The sequence below is a fragment of the Mycobacterium canetti CIPT 140010059 genome, from assembly GCF_000253375.1.
Lineage (GTDB): Bacteria > Actinomycetota > Actinomycetes > Mycobacteriales > Mycobacteriaceae > Mycobacterium > Mycobacterium tuberculosis.
On the sequence record NC_015848.1, the window covers coordinates 4071033 to 4084450 of the forward strand.

A 13418-nucleotide genomic window follows, 5' to 3' on the forward strand; every position below is an offset into this window, starting at 1 on the left:
ATGTCGTCAGCGAACACGAACACCAGTAGCGCTCCCGACGCACCACCTCGCGCGGTCATGAAAGTGGCGGTACTTGCCGAGTCCGAGCTCGGATCGGAGGCACAGCGGGAGCGCCGCAAGCGCATCTTGGACGCCACCATGGCTATCGCGTCCAAAGGCGGCTATGAGGCGGTGCAGATGCGCGCCGTCGCCGACCGCGCCGACGTCGCGGTTGGCACGCTGTACCGGTACTTCCCGTCGAAGGTGCATCTGCTGGTGTCGGCGCTGGGTCGGGAATTCAGCCGCATCGACGCGAAAACCGACCGCTCCGCGGTCGCCGGGGCCACCCCCTTCCAGCGGCTGAACTTTATGGTCGGCAAGCTCAACCGCGCGATGCAACGCAATCCGCTACTCACCGAGGCCATGACACGTGCCTACGTGTTCGCCGACGCCTCGGCGGCCAGCGAGGTCGACCAGGTCGAAAAGCTCATCGACAGTATGTTCGCGCGTGCAATGGCCGACGGCGAACCAACCGAGGACCAGTACCACATAGCGCGGGTGATCTCGGACGTGTGGTTGTCGAACCTGCTCGCGTGGCTTACCCGACGAGCCTCGGCTACCGACGTCAGCAAGCGGCTGGACCTGGCCGTGCGGCTGCTGATCGGCGATCAAGACAGCGCCTAGAAGACTTACGCCGGCGGACCCGCGGTGCGGCCCCGGACCAGCTCGGTATCGAGCACCTCGATGACGGGCAGTCCGGACCGCGGCGGCTTCAGCAATAGCTCGCCCGCCCGGTGCCCCTTGTGCAGACTCGGCTGCGCGACCGTGGTCAGCCCCCGGCTCAGCGCCTCTGGCACTCCGTCAAACCCTGTGACGGTCATCTGCCCGGGCACGTAAATCCCGTGCGCCCGAAGGTAATCCATAGCTGAGAGCGCCAAGATGTCCGCTGTGCACATCAGCGCGGTCAGCCGCGGATTGGCCTGCAGAGCCACCTTGGCGGCAGTGCCGCCGGACGTCGGCAAATGCTCGTAGCTTTCCACCACGGTCAGCGAGTCCGGGTCGACGCCGGCGGCCGTCATCGCCTCCCATACGCCGACGATGCGTTCGCGCTGTACGTCGAAGGTCGGCGACCGCAGCCGCTCGGCGTCCACCAAGTCTTGCCGCCGATCCCGTCCCAGCCGCATGGTCAGCAGGCCGAGCTCGCGATGCCCCAACCCGAGTACGTAGCCGGCAAGCTCACGCATCGCCGCCCGGTCGTCGATGCCGACCCGGGACACTCCGGAGAGGTCTTTGGGCTGGTCGACCACCACCACCGGCAGCCGCCGCTGCAGCACGACCTGCAGGTAGGGATCGTCGTCGCCTACCGAATACACCACGAAGCCGTCCACCCCGGCGCCGAGCACGGCAGCTGTGCCGTCCGCAAGGCTCCGACTGGAGCCGACGGAAACCAGCTGCAGGCCCTGCCCCAGCTCTTCGCACGACTGCGCCACTCCCGCAACAAAATCCCGCGCGGCCGGGTCGCTGAAGAAATAGGTCAGCGGTTCGGCCATCACCAAACCGACCGCACCGGCTTTGCGGGTCCGCAACGATCGCGCCACCGGATCCGGTCCGGCATAGCCCAGTCGCTTGGCCGTGGCAAGCACTCGTTCACGTAGATCGGCGGAGAGCTGATCCGGTCGGTTAAAAGCATTCGAGACAGTGGTGCGGGACACCTTGAGCTCGGCTGCTAACGACGCCAGAGTCGCCCGCCTCCGCGGTGTGGGACTCACGTTCGGTGAGGGTACAGCGGACCCTCGAGCACGCAATATCGTGGGCCGGCTGGCAACCGTCGGTTTCGACGTTGGTGACGACCCCTCGTTCATGAATCGTTCTTGAGCTCCCCGTTTTGCTGGATGCCCAGGCACCGCCGGTACTGCTGCGCTTAAGCTTGTCGCACATGGTGCCGGCAGGGAGGAACAGTGGGCAAGCAGCTAGCCGCGCTCGCCGCGCTGGTCGGTGCGTGCATGCTCGCAGCCGGATGCACCAACGTGGTCGACGGGACCGCCGTGGCTGCCGACAAATCCGGACCACTGCATCAGGATCCGATACCGGTTTCAGCGCTTGAAGGGCTGCTTCTCGACTTGAGCCAGATCAATGCCGCGCTGGGTGCGACATCGATGAAGGTGTGGTTCAACGCCAAGGCAATGTGGGACTGGAGCAAGAGCGTGGCCGACAAGAATTGCCTGGCTATCGACGGTCCAGCACAGGAAAAGGTCTATGCCGGCACCGGGTGGACCGCTATGCGCGGCCAACGGCTGGATGACAGCATCGATGACTCCAAGAAACGCGACCACTACGCCATTCAAGCGGTCGTCGGCTTCCCGACCGCACATGATGCCGAGGAGTTCTACAGCTCCTCGGTGCAAAGCTGGAGCAGCTGCTCGAACCGCCGGTTTGTCGAAGTCACCCCCGGACAGGACGACGCCGCCTGGACTGTGGCTGACGTTGTCAACGACAACGGCACGCTCAGTAGCTCGCAGGTTCAGGAAGGCGGCGACGGATGGACCTGCCAGCGTGCCCTGACTGCGCGCAACAACGTCACTATCGACATTGTCACGTGCGCCTATAGCCAACCGGATTTGGTGGCGATTGGCATCGCTAACCAAATCGCGGCCAAGGTTGCTAAGCAGTAGGCATGGCCGACGGTCCCCTTGCCATCACGGCGAAATCGGTTTACATACATGGCTATTCGGTAGATACGGCAGAGATTCCAACAGCTGTGCGTGGCCACCCGAATGCCGCGGGAACCGCGATCAAGGACCGCCGCTGATGCGGCCGAAACTTGGGCGTCCCAATATCGCGCGGTATTCCAACAGGTTTAGCGTGCCTACCGCCAGATCCGATGCTCCGTTGTCGGTGACCTGGATGGGCGTTGCGACGCTGCTGGTCGACGACGGATCGTCGGCCCTGATGACTGATGGCTACTTTTCCCGGCCCGGCCTGGCACGGGTGGCGGCGGGTAAAGTGTCGCCGTCAGCGGAGCGGGTCGACGGTTGCCTTGCCCGGGCCAATGTCTCCCGGCTGACGGCCGTTATCCCGGTGCACACTCACATCGACCACGCGATGGATTCCGCGCTGGTCGCCGACCGTACCGGAGCCCAGCTGGTCGGGGGGGAGTCGGCGGCCAATGTCGGGCGCGGATACGGGTTGCCTGAGGAGTCTCTTGTCGTCGCCGTCCCAGGTGAACCAATCCAGTTGGGCGCCTTCGACGTGACGTTGGTGGAGTCGCATCACTGCCCACCCGACCGGTTTCCCGGTGTGATCAGCGCACCACTGACACCGCCGGTGAAGGCGTCGGCCTACCGCTGCGGTGAGGCGTGGTCGACGCTGGTGCACCACCGGCCATCGGGGCGCCGGCTGTTAATCCAGGGCAGCGCCGGTTTCGTCAGCGGCGCACTGGCCGGTTACCGCGCCGATGCCGCCTACCTCAGTGTCGGCCAGCTCGGCCTGCAACCGCCGTCATACCTGCTCGAATACTGGACCGAGACCGTGCGCACGGTGGGCGTCCGCCGCGTGATTCTCATCCACTGGGACGACTTTTTTCGGCCGCTGTCAAAGCCGTTGCGGGCCTTGCCATATGCGGCCGACGACCTAGACCTGTCGATCCGCATCCTCGACGAGCTGGCCGCCCAGGACGGCGTCGCGCTGCAGATGCCGACGGTGTGGCGCCGCGAGGATCCCTGGATGTGAAGCGCTCTAGCCCTTGACACTTGCTGTTGCGCTGATACTGCTTGCCGTGGTCCTGGGGTTCGCGGTTGCCCGCCCACGCGGCTGGCCGGAGGCAGCGGCGGCGGTTCCGGCAGCGGTCATCCTGTTAGCGATCGGGGCGATCTCGCCCCAGCAGGCGATGGCGCAGGTGTCCGGGCTGGCGCGCGTGGTCGCGTTTCTGGGTGCGGTTCTGGTGCTGGCTAAGCTGTGCGACGACGAAGGCCTGTTCGAGGCAGCCGGCGCGGCCATGGCTCGAGCGAGCGCGGAGTCGCACCGACTGCTACGGCAGGTGTTCGCCGTCTCGGCCGCCATCACCGCGGCGCTCTGCCTGGACGCCACCGTGGTGCTGTTGACCCCGGTGGTGCTGGCGACGGTCCGCCGGCTGCGGACCCCGGTGCGCCCCTATGCCTACGCCACCGCCCACCTAGCCAACGCCGCTTCGCTGCTGCTTCCGGTGTCGAATCTGACCAACCTGCTCGCCTACCACGGTGCCGGCATCTCGTTCACCAAGTTCACGCTGCTGATGGCATTGCCTTGGCTGTCCGCCGTGGCCGCGGTCTATGTGGTCTTCCGCTGGTTTTTCGCCCGGGATCTACGCGTGGTGCCGGACCGGCAGCAACTCAAGCCGGCGCCGCGCCTGCCAATGTTCGTGCTGGTGGTGGTGGCGCTGACACTCGGGGGCTTCGCCGTCGCCGAGTCGGTGGGACTGGCCCCAACGTGGGCGGCGCTGGCTGGCGCCGCAGTGTTGGCGCTGCGAAGTCTGCGGCGTGGACACACTTCGGTGCTGCGGATCGCGCGCGCCGTCAACGTGTCGTTCCTGGTCTTTGTGTTGGCCCTGGGTGTCGTGGTGCACGCGGTCATGCTCAACGGCATGGCCGCCAGGATGTCCGCCGTGCTGCCGACCGGGTCCGGGTTGCCCGCGCTGCTCGGCATCGCCGCGCTGGCCGCCGTGCTGGCCAACGTGGTCAACAACCTGCCCGCGACTCTGGTGTTAGTGCCGCTGGTGGCGGCCGGCGGGCCGGCGGCCGTGCTGGCCGTGCTACTCGGGGTCAACATCGGACCCAACCTGACCTATGCCGGTTCGCTGTCTAACCTGCTGTGGCGGGGCGTGCTGCGCCGGCACAACGTCGACGCCAGCGTCGGCGAGTACACCCGACTGGGACTGTGCACCGTGCCTGCGGCCCTGGCGATGGCGGTGCTCGCGCTGTGGGCCAGCGCCCAGGTTCTGGGGATCTAGCCGCAAGGGCGCGAGCAGACGCAGAATCGCATGATTTGAGCTCAAATCATGCGATTCTGCGTCTGCTCGCGAGGCTCGCGTGGCCGCCGGCGCTGGCGGGCGATCTCGGCGAGCACCACCCCAGCGGCCACCGAGGCGTTCAGTGATTCGGCCTGAGCGGCCATCGGGATGGACACCACCTCGTCACAGTTCTGCCTTACCAACCGGGACAACCCCTTGCCTTCCGACCCAACGACCACCACCAACGAGTCAGCGCCATCTACATCGTCGAGCGCGGTGCCGCCACCGGCGTCCAGTCCGATCACCCGCACTCCACGATCGGCCCAGCCCTTCAGCGTCCTGGTGAGATTGGTGGCCCGGGCCACCGGAATCCGGGCCGCCGCCCCGGCGCTGGTGCGCCACGCCACCGCGGTCACCGACGCAGAACGGCGTTGCGGAATCAGCACCCCATGGCCACCGAACGCGGCCACCGACCGCACGATCGCACCGAGGTTGCGCGGGTCGGAAAGGTTGTCCAAAGCGACCAGCAGCGCAGGCGGTTGGTCGAGGGCGGCGGCCAGCAGGTCATCGGGATGGGCGTAGTTGTACGGTGGCACCTGTAGCGCGATGCCTTGATGGAGGTGGTTGGCGGTCATCCGATCCAGGTCGGCACGTAGCAGCTCGACGATCGCAATCCCTGAATCAGCCGCCCGCGCAACGCATTCAGTCAGTCGCTCGTCGGCCTCGGTACCAAGGGCGACGTATAGCGCGGTGGCCGGAACACCCGCGCGCAGGCATTCCAGCACTGGGTTGCGACCCAACACCGTCTCGGTCTCGTCCGCGCGCTTGACCGGGCGGCGTGGCTGTGCACGTGCCCGCTTGGCGGCGGGATGGTGGGGACGCAGGTGCGCCGGCGGGGTAGGCCCGCGCCCTTCCAGCCCACGGCGTCGCTGACCGCCCGAGCCGACGCCTGCGCCTTTCTTGGTACCGGATTTGCGGACCGCACCCCGCCGCCGAGAGTTACCGGGCATCTACTTGGTGTCACCACCCAGCAGCGACCACTGTGGCCCGTCGGCGGTGTCGGTGACCTCGATGCCGGCTCTCTTCAGCCGACCCCGGATCTCGTCGGCGAGCGCCCAGTTGCGCTGCTCGCGGGCCTTTTCCCGATTCTGTAGTTCAGCCTGGACCAGCACATCGACGGCGGCCAGCGCTGCCGAGGTTTCGTCTCGGGATTCCCAGCGCTGGTCGAGCGGGTCACAGCCCAGGATGCCCATCATCGCCCGAATCGCGCTAGCGCTTCGCAAGGCCCCGTCGTGGTCGCCGGCATCGAGTGCCCGGTTGCCTTCCGCCCGCACGTGGTGAATCTCGGCGAGCGCGATCGGAACGGACAGGTCGTCGTCGAGCGCTTCGGCGAACCGTGGGGTCGGATCGCCGGGGCAGACGGCGCCCACCCGGGTGCGAACGCGGTGCAGGAAGTCCTCTAGCCCGACATAGGCTTTCACCGCATCCTGCATAGCGGTCTCGGAGAACTCGAGCATCGACCGGTAGTGCGCGCTGCCCAGGTAATAACGCAGCTCAGCCGGCCGCACCCGCTGCAACATCGCCGGCATGGACAACACGTTGCCCAGCGACTTGCTCATCTTCTCCCCGCCCATCGTCACCCAGCCATTGTGCAGCCAGTAGCGGGCGAACCCATCACCGGCGGCGCGGCTCTGGGCGATTTCGTTCTCATGATGCGGGAAGACTAAATCCATTCCACCGCAATGGATATCGAATTCCGGCCCGAGATAGCTGCGAGCCATTGCCGAGCATTCCAGATGCCAGCCCGGACGCCCGCGGCCCCACGGCGTCGGCCACGACGGTTCACCCGGCTTTTCGCCCTTCCACAAAGTGAAGTCGCGCTGGTCCCGCTTGCCGGCAGCCACACCTTCGCCCTGATGGACGTCATCGATCTTGTGACCGGATAACTGGCCGTACTCCGGGTAGCTCAGAACGTCGAAGTAAACGTCACCGCCACCGGTATACGCGTGGCCGGCCTGGATCAGGCGCTCGATCATCTCGATCATCTGGGTGATATGCCCGGTGGCGCGCGGCTCCGCGGACGGCGGCAAGACGTCCAGAGCGTCGTAGGCCGCGGTGAAGGCACGCTCGTGGGTAGCCGCCCACTCCCACCACGGCCGGCCCGCCGCGGCGGCCTTGGCCAGGATCTTGTCTTCGATGTCGGTCACGTTGCGGATAAACGCGACGTCGTAGCCACGCGCGAGCAACCATCGGCGCAGGATGTCGAAGGCGACCCCGCTGCGGACATGCCCGATATGCGGTAGGCCCTGCACCGTGGCACCGCACAGGTAGATCGAGACGTGTCCAGGTCGCAACGGGACGAAATCCCGCACGACACCGGCGGCAGTGTCGTGTAGCCGCAAGCGAGCCCGATCGGTCACGACGTGCCAGCTTACCTGCCCAATTGCTGCAACCTGTGGCGCGCGCGTCCGGACCAGGAGTGCGCTACCGCAACGAAACCACCAATGCCGTAGCGATTGCGGCCAAGCCCTCGCCGCGGCCAGTGAGGCCCAGCCCGTCGGTGGTGGTAGCCGACACCGACACCGGCGCGTTGAGCAGACGTGACAGCACCGCCTGCGCCTCGAGCCGGCGCCAACCGATCTTCGGTCGGTTGCCGATCACCTGCACCACAGCGTTGCCGACCCGATAGCCATGCTGGGTGATCAGGACGACGACATGGCGCAACATGTCGGCACCACTGACACCCTGCCAACGGGGATCGTCGACGCCGAACACCTCGCCAATGTCGCCTAGCCCCGCGGCCGACAGCACCGCGTCGCACAGCGCATGAACGGCCACGTCACCGTCGGAGTGGCCCGCGCAACCGTCGGCGCTCGGGAACAACAACCCCACCAGCCAGCACGGACGTCCGGGTTCGATCGGATGCACATCGGTCCCCAAACCAACGCGGGGCAGCTGATTCACCCGCGCACTATAGCTTGGGCCAGCAACAGATCCAGTTTGGTGGTGATCTTGAACGCCAGCGGATCGCCGTCGACCACCTGCACCTGGCCGCCGATATGCTCGACCAGCGACGCGTCATCGGTGTACTCGGCGGCTGGAAGGTCTAGGGAGCCGCGCTGATATGACCGCAGCAGCAGGTCGGTAGTGAACCCTTGTGGGGTCTGCACGGCCCGCAGCCCGGCTCGTTCCGGCGTGCCCAGGACCACCCCGTTGGCATCCACGGCCTTGATGGTGTCAGAAAGCGGCAGTACGGGAACGACGGCGGCATAACCGTCCCGCAACGCCTCGACCACCCGGGCGACCAGGGCCGGTGGTGTCAGTGCCCGCGCGGCATCATGCACAAGCACAAACTCCGGCTCCGCGGTCCCGGACAGCACTGTCAGCGCCAGGTTCACGGTGTCAGTGCGATTCGACCCACCCGCCACAATCATCGCCCTGTGGCCGAGGATCTGCCTCGCCTCGTCCGTACGGTCGGCGGGCACGGCCACAACAACGGTGTCAACTACCCCCGAATCCAGCAGGCCATCGACGGCCCGCTCAATGAGAGTCTGCCCGTCGAGCTGGTAAAACGCCTTGGGCACACCGACGGCCAACCGCTCCCCCGACCCCGCAGCCGGGACGATCGCAACTACTTCGCCCGCTTCCCTGACCACTAGAGCCTCAGGGCGGTCAAGACGCGGCGGCTAAAACCTCGTCAAGGATGGTCTCGGCTTTGGCGTCATCGGTGCTCTCAGCCAACGCCAACTCGCCGACCAGAATCTGCCGGGCCTTGGCCAGCATGCGCTTCTCACCGGCCGACAAGCCACGCTCCTGGTCGCGACGCCACAAATCGCGCACTACCTCGGCCACCTTGTTCACATCGCCGGATGCGAGTTTCTCGAGGTTCGCCTTGTAACGACGTGACCAGTTCGTCGGCTCCTCGGTGTGCGGGGCACGCAACACCTGGAAAACCTTGTCCAGGCCTTCCTGCCCGACGACATCGCGAACACCGACGTATTCGGCGTTTTCAGCGGGAACTCGTACTGTCAGGTCGCCCTGCGCAACTTTCAAGACGAGATACTCTTTTTGTTCCCCTTTGATGGTCCGGGTTTCGATCGCCTCGACTAACGCAGCACCGTGGTGTGGATAGACAACGGTGTCTCCGACCTTGAAAATCATCTGATTTGAGCCCCTTTCGTTACTCCATGCTAACACGGGGCCCTAACGGGCGCCGAACAACGGTGCAGGTCAGGGGCATAGCGCGGGAAGATTGGGGGTTGACAGACGGGCCTAGAAGTGCATCGCCGAATCTGGGACACCCCTGAGAACGGGGTACCCGGGCTACCGCGCCGGTCCGGTCGACGCCGCGGTCCCCACCGCTACCGTCGGCGGCACCTAACTACTACTGTGCATAGTCGAGCCGCAGGCACCATGCCGCGCCAAGGCCGAGCAGGAGGCATCCGAGTGAACCGCTGCAACATCCGCCTGCGTCTTGCCGGGATGACCACCTGGGTGGCGAGCATCGCCCTGCTGGCCGCCGCACTGAGCGGTTGCGGGGCCGGTCAGATCTCCCAGACAGCGAACCAGGAACCGGCCGTCAACGGCAATCGGCTCACCATCAACAACGTGTTGCTGCGCGACATCCGCATCCAGGCCGTCCAAACCAGCGATTTCATCCAGCCAGGCAAAGCGGTGGATCTGGTGCTGGTAGCCGTCAACCAATCACCCGACGTTTCGGACCGGCTGGTGGGCATCACCAGTGATATCGGCTCGGTGACGGTGGCCGGCGACGCTCGACTGCCCGCATCCGGGATGCTTTTTGTCGGGACGCCGGACGGCCAGATCGTGGCGCCGGGGCCCTTGCCATCCAATCAAGCGGCCAAGGCGACCGTTAACTTGACCAAGCCGATCGCAAACGGCCTCACCTACAACTTCACCTTCAAGTTCGAGAAGGCCGGTCAGGGCAGCGTAATGGTGCCGATCTCGGCCGGATTGGCTACGCCGCACGAATAGGCGCCGCATCGTCGCCAGACGAGCGACTCGCTCGGGTTGTCACACCCCCCCGATACGGTCACGGCGTGGCCAACGCTCGTTCGCAGTACCGCTGTTCGGAATGCCGCCATGTCAGCGCGAAGTGGGTGGGACGCTGCCTGGAGTGCGGCCGCTGGGGCACCGTAGACGAGGTGGCGGTGCTCAGTGCCGTCGGTGGCACCAGGCGCCGTTCGGTGGCGCCGGCGTCGGGCGCCGTTCCGATCAGTGCCGTCGACGCGCATCGGACCCGACCCTGCCCAACCGGCATCGACGAACTGGACCGGGTGCTAGGTGGCGGTATCGTTCCCGGTTCGGTGACACTGCTGGCCGGCGATCCCGGAGTGGGTAAGTCGACGCTGTTGCTCGAGGTCGCGCACCGCTGGGCCCAGTCCGGACGGCGCGCGCTCTATGTCTCTGGTGAGGAATCCGCCGGTCAGATCCGGCTGCGTGCCGACCGGATCGGCTGCGGCACGGAGGTCGAGGAGATCTACCTCGCCGCACAATCCGACGTGCACACCGTGCTCGACCAGATCGAGACGGTGCAGCCGGCACTGGTCATCGTCGACTCGGTGCAGACCATGTCCACCAGCGAGGCCGACGGCGTCACCGGCGGGGTCACGCAGGTCCGTGCGGTTACGGCTGCCCTGACCGCTGCCGCCAAGGCCAACGAGGTCGCATTGATTCTCGTCGGCCACGTCACGAAGGACGGGGCCATAGCCGGACCGCGTTCGCTAGAGCACCTCGTCGACGTTGTGCTGCATTTTGAAGGGGACCGCAACGGTGCGCTGCGGATGGTCCGCGGAGTCAAGAACCGATTCGGCGCCGCCGATGAAGTCGGATGTTTCCTCCTGCACGACAACGGAATTGACGGTATCGTCGACCCGTCGAACCTGTTCCTGGACCAGCGGCCGACACCCGTCGCCGGTACCGCGATCACCGTGACGCTGGACGGAAAACGGCCGCTCGTCGGGGAAGTCCAGGCATTGCTGGCCACACCGTGCGGCGGCTCGCCGAGGCGGGCCGTCAGCGGGATCCACCAGGCCCGCGCTGCGATGATCGCTGCCGTGCTGGAAAAGCACGCACGGCTGGCGATCGCCGTTAACGACATCTACCTGTCCACCGTGGGCGGCATGCGGTTGACCGAGCCGTCGGCGGATCTGGCGGTCGCCATCGCGCTCGCCTCGGCCTATGCAAATCTGCCGCTGCCCACCACTGCCGTCATGATCGGCGAGGTAGGTCTGGCCGGCGACATCCGGCGGGTCAACGGGATGGCGCGGCGCCTTAGCGAAGCCGCCCGCCAAGGGTTCACCATCGCCTTGGTCCCGCCCAGTGACGATCCGGTGCCGCCCGGTATGCACGCGCTGCGCGCATCCACCATCGTCGCGGCGCTGCAGTACATGGTCGACATTGCCGACCACCGCGGCACCACCCTCGCAACCCCGCCCTCACATTCCGGGACTGGACACGTCCCACTAGGGCGCGGTACATAGCAGAATGCACGCTGTGACTCGTCCGACCCTGCGTGAGGCTGTCGCCCGCCTAGCCCCGGGCACTGGGCTGCGGGACGGCCTGGAGCGTATCCTGCGCGGCCGCACTGGTGCCCTGATCGTGCTGGGCCATGACGAGAATGTCGAGGCCATCTGCGATGGTGGCTTCTCCCTCGATGTCCGCTATGCAGCAACCCGGCTACGCGAGCTGTGCAAGATGGACGGCGCCGTGGTGCTGTCCACCGACGGCAGCCGCATCGTGCGGGCCAACGTGCAACTGGTACCGGATCCGTCGATCCCCACCGACGAATCGGGGACCCGGCACCGCTCGGCCGAGCGGGCCGCGATCCAGACCGGTTACCCGGTGATCTCAGTGAGCCACTCGATGAACATCGTGACCGTCTACGTCCGCGGGGAACGTCACGTATTGACCGACTCGGCAACCATCCTGTCGCGGGCCAACCAGGCCATCGCAACCCTGGAGCGGTACAAAACCAGGCTCGACGAGGTCAGCCGGCAACTGTCCAGGGCAGAAATCGAGGACTTCGTCACGCTGCGCGATGTGATGACGGTGGTGCAACGCCTCGAGCTGGTCCGGCGAATCGGGCTGGTGATCGACTACGACGTGGTCGAACTCGGCACTGATGGTCGTCAGCTGCGGCTGCAGCTCGACGAGTTGCTCGGCGGCAACGACACCGCCCGGGAATTGATCGTGCGCGATTACCACGCCAACCCGGAACCACCGTCCACGGGGCAAATCAATGCCACCCTGGACGAACTGGACGCCCTGTCGGACGGCGACCTCCTCGATTTCACCGCGCTGGCAAAGGTTTTCGGATATCCGACGACCACGGAAGCGCAGGATTCGGCGCTGAGCCCGCGTGGCTACCGCGCGATGGCCGGTATCCCCCGGCTCCAGTTCGCCCATGCCGACCTGCTGGTCCGGGCGTTCGGAACGTTGCAGGGTCTGCTGGCGGCCAGCGCCGGCGATCTGCAATCAGTGGACGGCATCGGCGCCATGTGGGCCCGTCATGTGCGCGAGGGGTTGTCACAGCTGGCGGAATCGACCATCAGCGATCAATAATTATCCGCCTTGCGCGGGAGACTCCGGCGGAGGCGCCTGCGCTGGACCCGGAGCGGGTACCGGCCCGGGCGGCGGCGGCGGCTGATTCAGGATGAACGGAACCGGCAGCGAGCGCAGATTGCCCAGTTGTACCACGAGATTGTAGGTGCCCGGCCCGATCGCCGGCCGCGGCAATGGGCAGCGCGGCGCCGATCCCATCCCGGTCCAGGTCACCGCGGTCGTTACCTGCTCACCGGGGGAAAACGTCTTGACCAGCGTCTCATTCGAGGGCGCGCAGTCCAGGTTGGACCACAACCGCTTGTTGTCCAGCGAGTAAACGTAGGCGGCCAACACCGCGGCCCCAACGTCGCGTTTACAGGACACCAGGCCGATGTTGGTGACCACCATGGTGAACTTCGGCTGGTCGCCGACGTAGTACTGCGGCGCGTTGGTCAAACCTTTGACGGCCAGCGTCGAATCGGGGCAATCGTCCCCTTCCTTGAGCACCGGCGGCGGCTGCACCGCGGCGGTGGGCGTGGGTGTCTCGGGGTTTTGGCCCTGCGGCGGGGCCGCGGCGGCGTTACCTTCGGTTTGCCCGGCCGGCTGGGGTGCTTGGGGTGCCGGCGAGCCCGGATGGCTCTGGGCGGAGGCCGGCTTGTCGGCGCTGACCGGTTTGGCACCGGCGCTGCTGTCGACGAAGGCGATGACGATGGCCACCGCGATCCCGACTACGACGACCGCGATGCCCAGGGCCAGCCCCCTGCGCCGCCAGTAGATCTCGGTAGGTAGCGGGCCACGCGGTTCCAGATCCAGCACGATTACACCGTAGGGCCAGGTCACGCAAACGCGCTTGACCCGCCTCGGCGTGTCGCCGGCTTCGCTGGCCGACGCC

At 66.4% G+C, this 13418-nt stretch carries 14 protein-coding genes; 7 read left to right on the forward strand and 7 right to left on the reverse strand.

The window, feature by feature from the left end:
• Positions 1-63 precede the first annotated feature (63 nt).
• On the forward strand, positions 64-663 hold the full coding sequence (kstR, locus tag MCAN_RS18835; protein WP_014001816.1) for a cholesterol catabolism transcriptional regulator KstR: 600 nt from the start codon (positions 64-66) through the stop codon (positions 661-663).
• A gap of 5 nt (positions 664-668) precedes the next feature.
• On the opposite strand, the gene MCAN_RS18840 is transcribed toward kstR, so the two are convergent.
• Complete coding sequence (locus tag MCAN_RS18840) at positions 669-1748, reverse strand: LacI family DNA-binding transcriptional regulator (RefSeq protein WP_003419400.1); 1080 nt, start codon at positions 1746-1748, stop codon at positions 669-671.
• A 189-nt stretch (positions 1749-1937) separates the two neighbouring features.
• On the opposite strand from MCAN_RS18840, the gene MCAN_RS18845 reads away from it, so the two are divergent.
• From MCAN_RS18845 to MCAN_RS18855, 3 genes are all read left to right on the forward strand, one after another.
• Positions 1938-2651 carry a sensor domain-containing protein gene (locus tag MCAN_RS18845; protein WP_014001817.1) on the forward strand — a complete coding sequence of 238 codons (714 nt, stop codon included), beginning with the start codon at positions 1938-1940 and terminating at the stop codon, positions 2649-2651.
• A 136-nt stretch (positions 2652-2787) separates the two neighbouring features.
• On the forward strand, positions 2788-3708 hold the full coding sequence (locus tag MCAN_RS18850; protein ID WP_041179771.1) for an MBL fold metallo-hydrolase: 921 nt from the start codon (positions 2788-2790) through the stop codon (positions 3706-3708).
• A gap of 13 nt (positions 3709-3721) precedes the next feature.
• On the forward strand, positions 3722-4963 hold the full coding sequence (locus MCAN_RS18855) for an arsenic transport integral membrane protein ArsB (protein WP_003419420.1): 1242 nt from the start codon (positions 3722-3724) through the stop codon (positions 4961-4963).
• 41 nt (positions 4964-5004) lie between these two features.
• Here MCAN_RS18855 and rlmB read toward each other — a convergent pair whose 3' ends face one another.
• From rlmB to carD, 5 genes are all read right to left on the reverse strand, one after another.
• Entirely contained in the window at positions 5005-5973 is a 969-nt protein-coding gene (gene rlmB / locus MCAN_RS18860) for a 23S rRNA (guanosine(2251)-2'-O)-methyltransferase RlmB (protein WP_014001819.1), read from the reverse strand.
• Entirely contained in the window at positions 5974-7383 is a 1410-nt protein-coding gene (gene cysS, locus MCAN_RS18865) for a cysteine--tRNA ligase (RefSeq protein ID WP_003900108.1), read from the reverse strand.
• 64 nt (positions 7384-7447) lie between these two features.
• Positions 7448-7927, reverse strand: coding sequence for a 2-C-methyl-D-erythritol 2,4-cyclodiphosphate synthase (gene ispF / locus MCAN_RS18870; RefSeq protein WP_003419432.1), 480 nt, complete (start codon positions 7925-7927; stop codon positions 7448-7450).
• Positions 7924-8619, reverse strand: coding sequence for a 2-C-methyl-D-erythritol 4-phosphate cytidylyltransferase (gene ispD / locus MCAN_RS18875; protein WP_003419436.1), 696 nt, complete (start codon positions 8617-8619; stop codon positions 7924-7926). Before ispD ends, ispF begins: the two co-directional genes overlap by 4 nt.
• A 16-nt stretch (positions 8620-8635) precedes the next feature.
• Positions 8636-9124: an RNA polymerase-binding transcription factor CarD gene (gene carD / locus MCAN_RS18880; RefSeq protein ID WP_003419482.1), complete on the reverse strand. Its 489-nt coding sequence runs from the start codon at positions 9122-9124 to the stop codon at positions 8636-8638.
• Between the two features lie 285 nt (positions 9125-9409).
• Between carD and MCAN_RS18885 the strand changes: the two genes are divergently transcribed.
• The 3 genes from MCAN_RS18885 to disA all read left to right on the forward strand — a co-directional run bounded on the left by MCAN_RS18885 (position 9410) and on the right by disA (position 12547).
• Positions 9410-9958, forward strand: a complete 549-nt coding sequence (locus MCAN_RS18885) for a hypothetical protein (RefSeq protein ID WP_014001820.1) — start codon at positions 9410-9412, stop codon at positions 9956-9958.
• Between the two features lie 65 nt (positions 9959-10023).
• Entirely contained in the window at positions 10024-11466 is a 1443-nt protein-coding gene (gene radA / locus MCAN_RS18890; RefSeq protein ID WP_003419487.1) for a DNA repair protein RadA, read from the forward strand.
• Between the two features lie 4 nt (positions 11467-11470).
• Positions 11471-12547 carry a DNA integrity scanning diadenylate cyclase DisA gene (gene disA, locus MCAN_RS18895; RefSeq protein WP_003419489.1) on the forward strand — a complete coding sequence of 359 codons (1077 nt, stop codon included), beginning with the start codon at positions 11471-11473 and terminating at the stop codon, positions 12545-12547.
• Here disA and MCAN_RS18900 read toward each other — a convergent pair whose 3' ends face one another.
• Positions 12548-13342, reverse strand: a complete 795-nt coding sequence (locus MCAN_RS18900) for a hypothetical protein (RefSeq protein ID WP_003419490.1) — start codon at positions 13340-13342, stop codon at positions 12548-12550.
• Positions 13343-13418 lie beyond the last annotated feature (76 nt).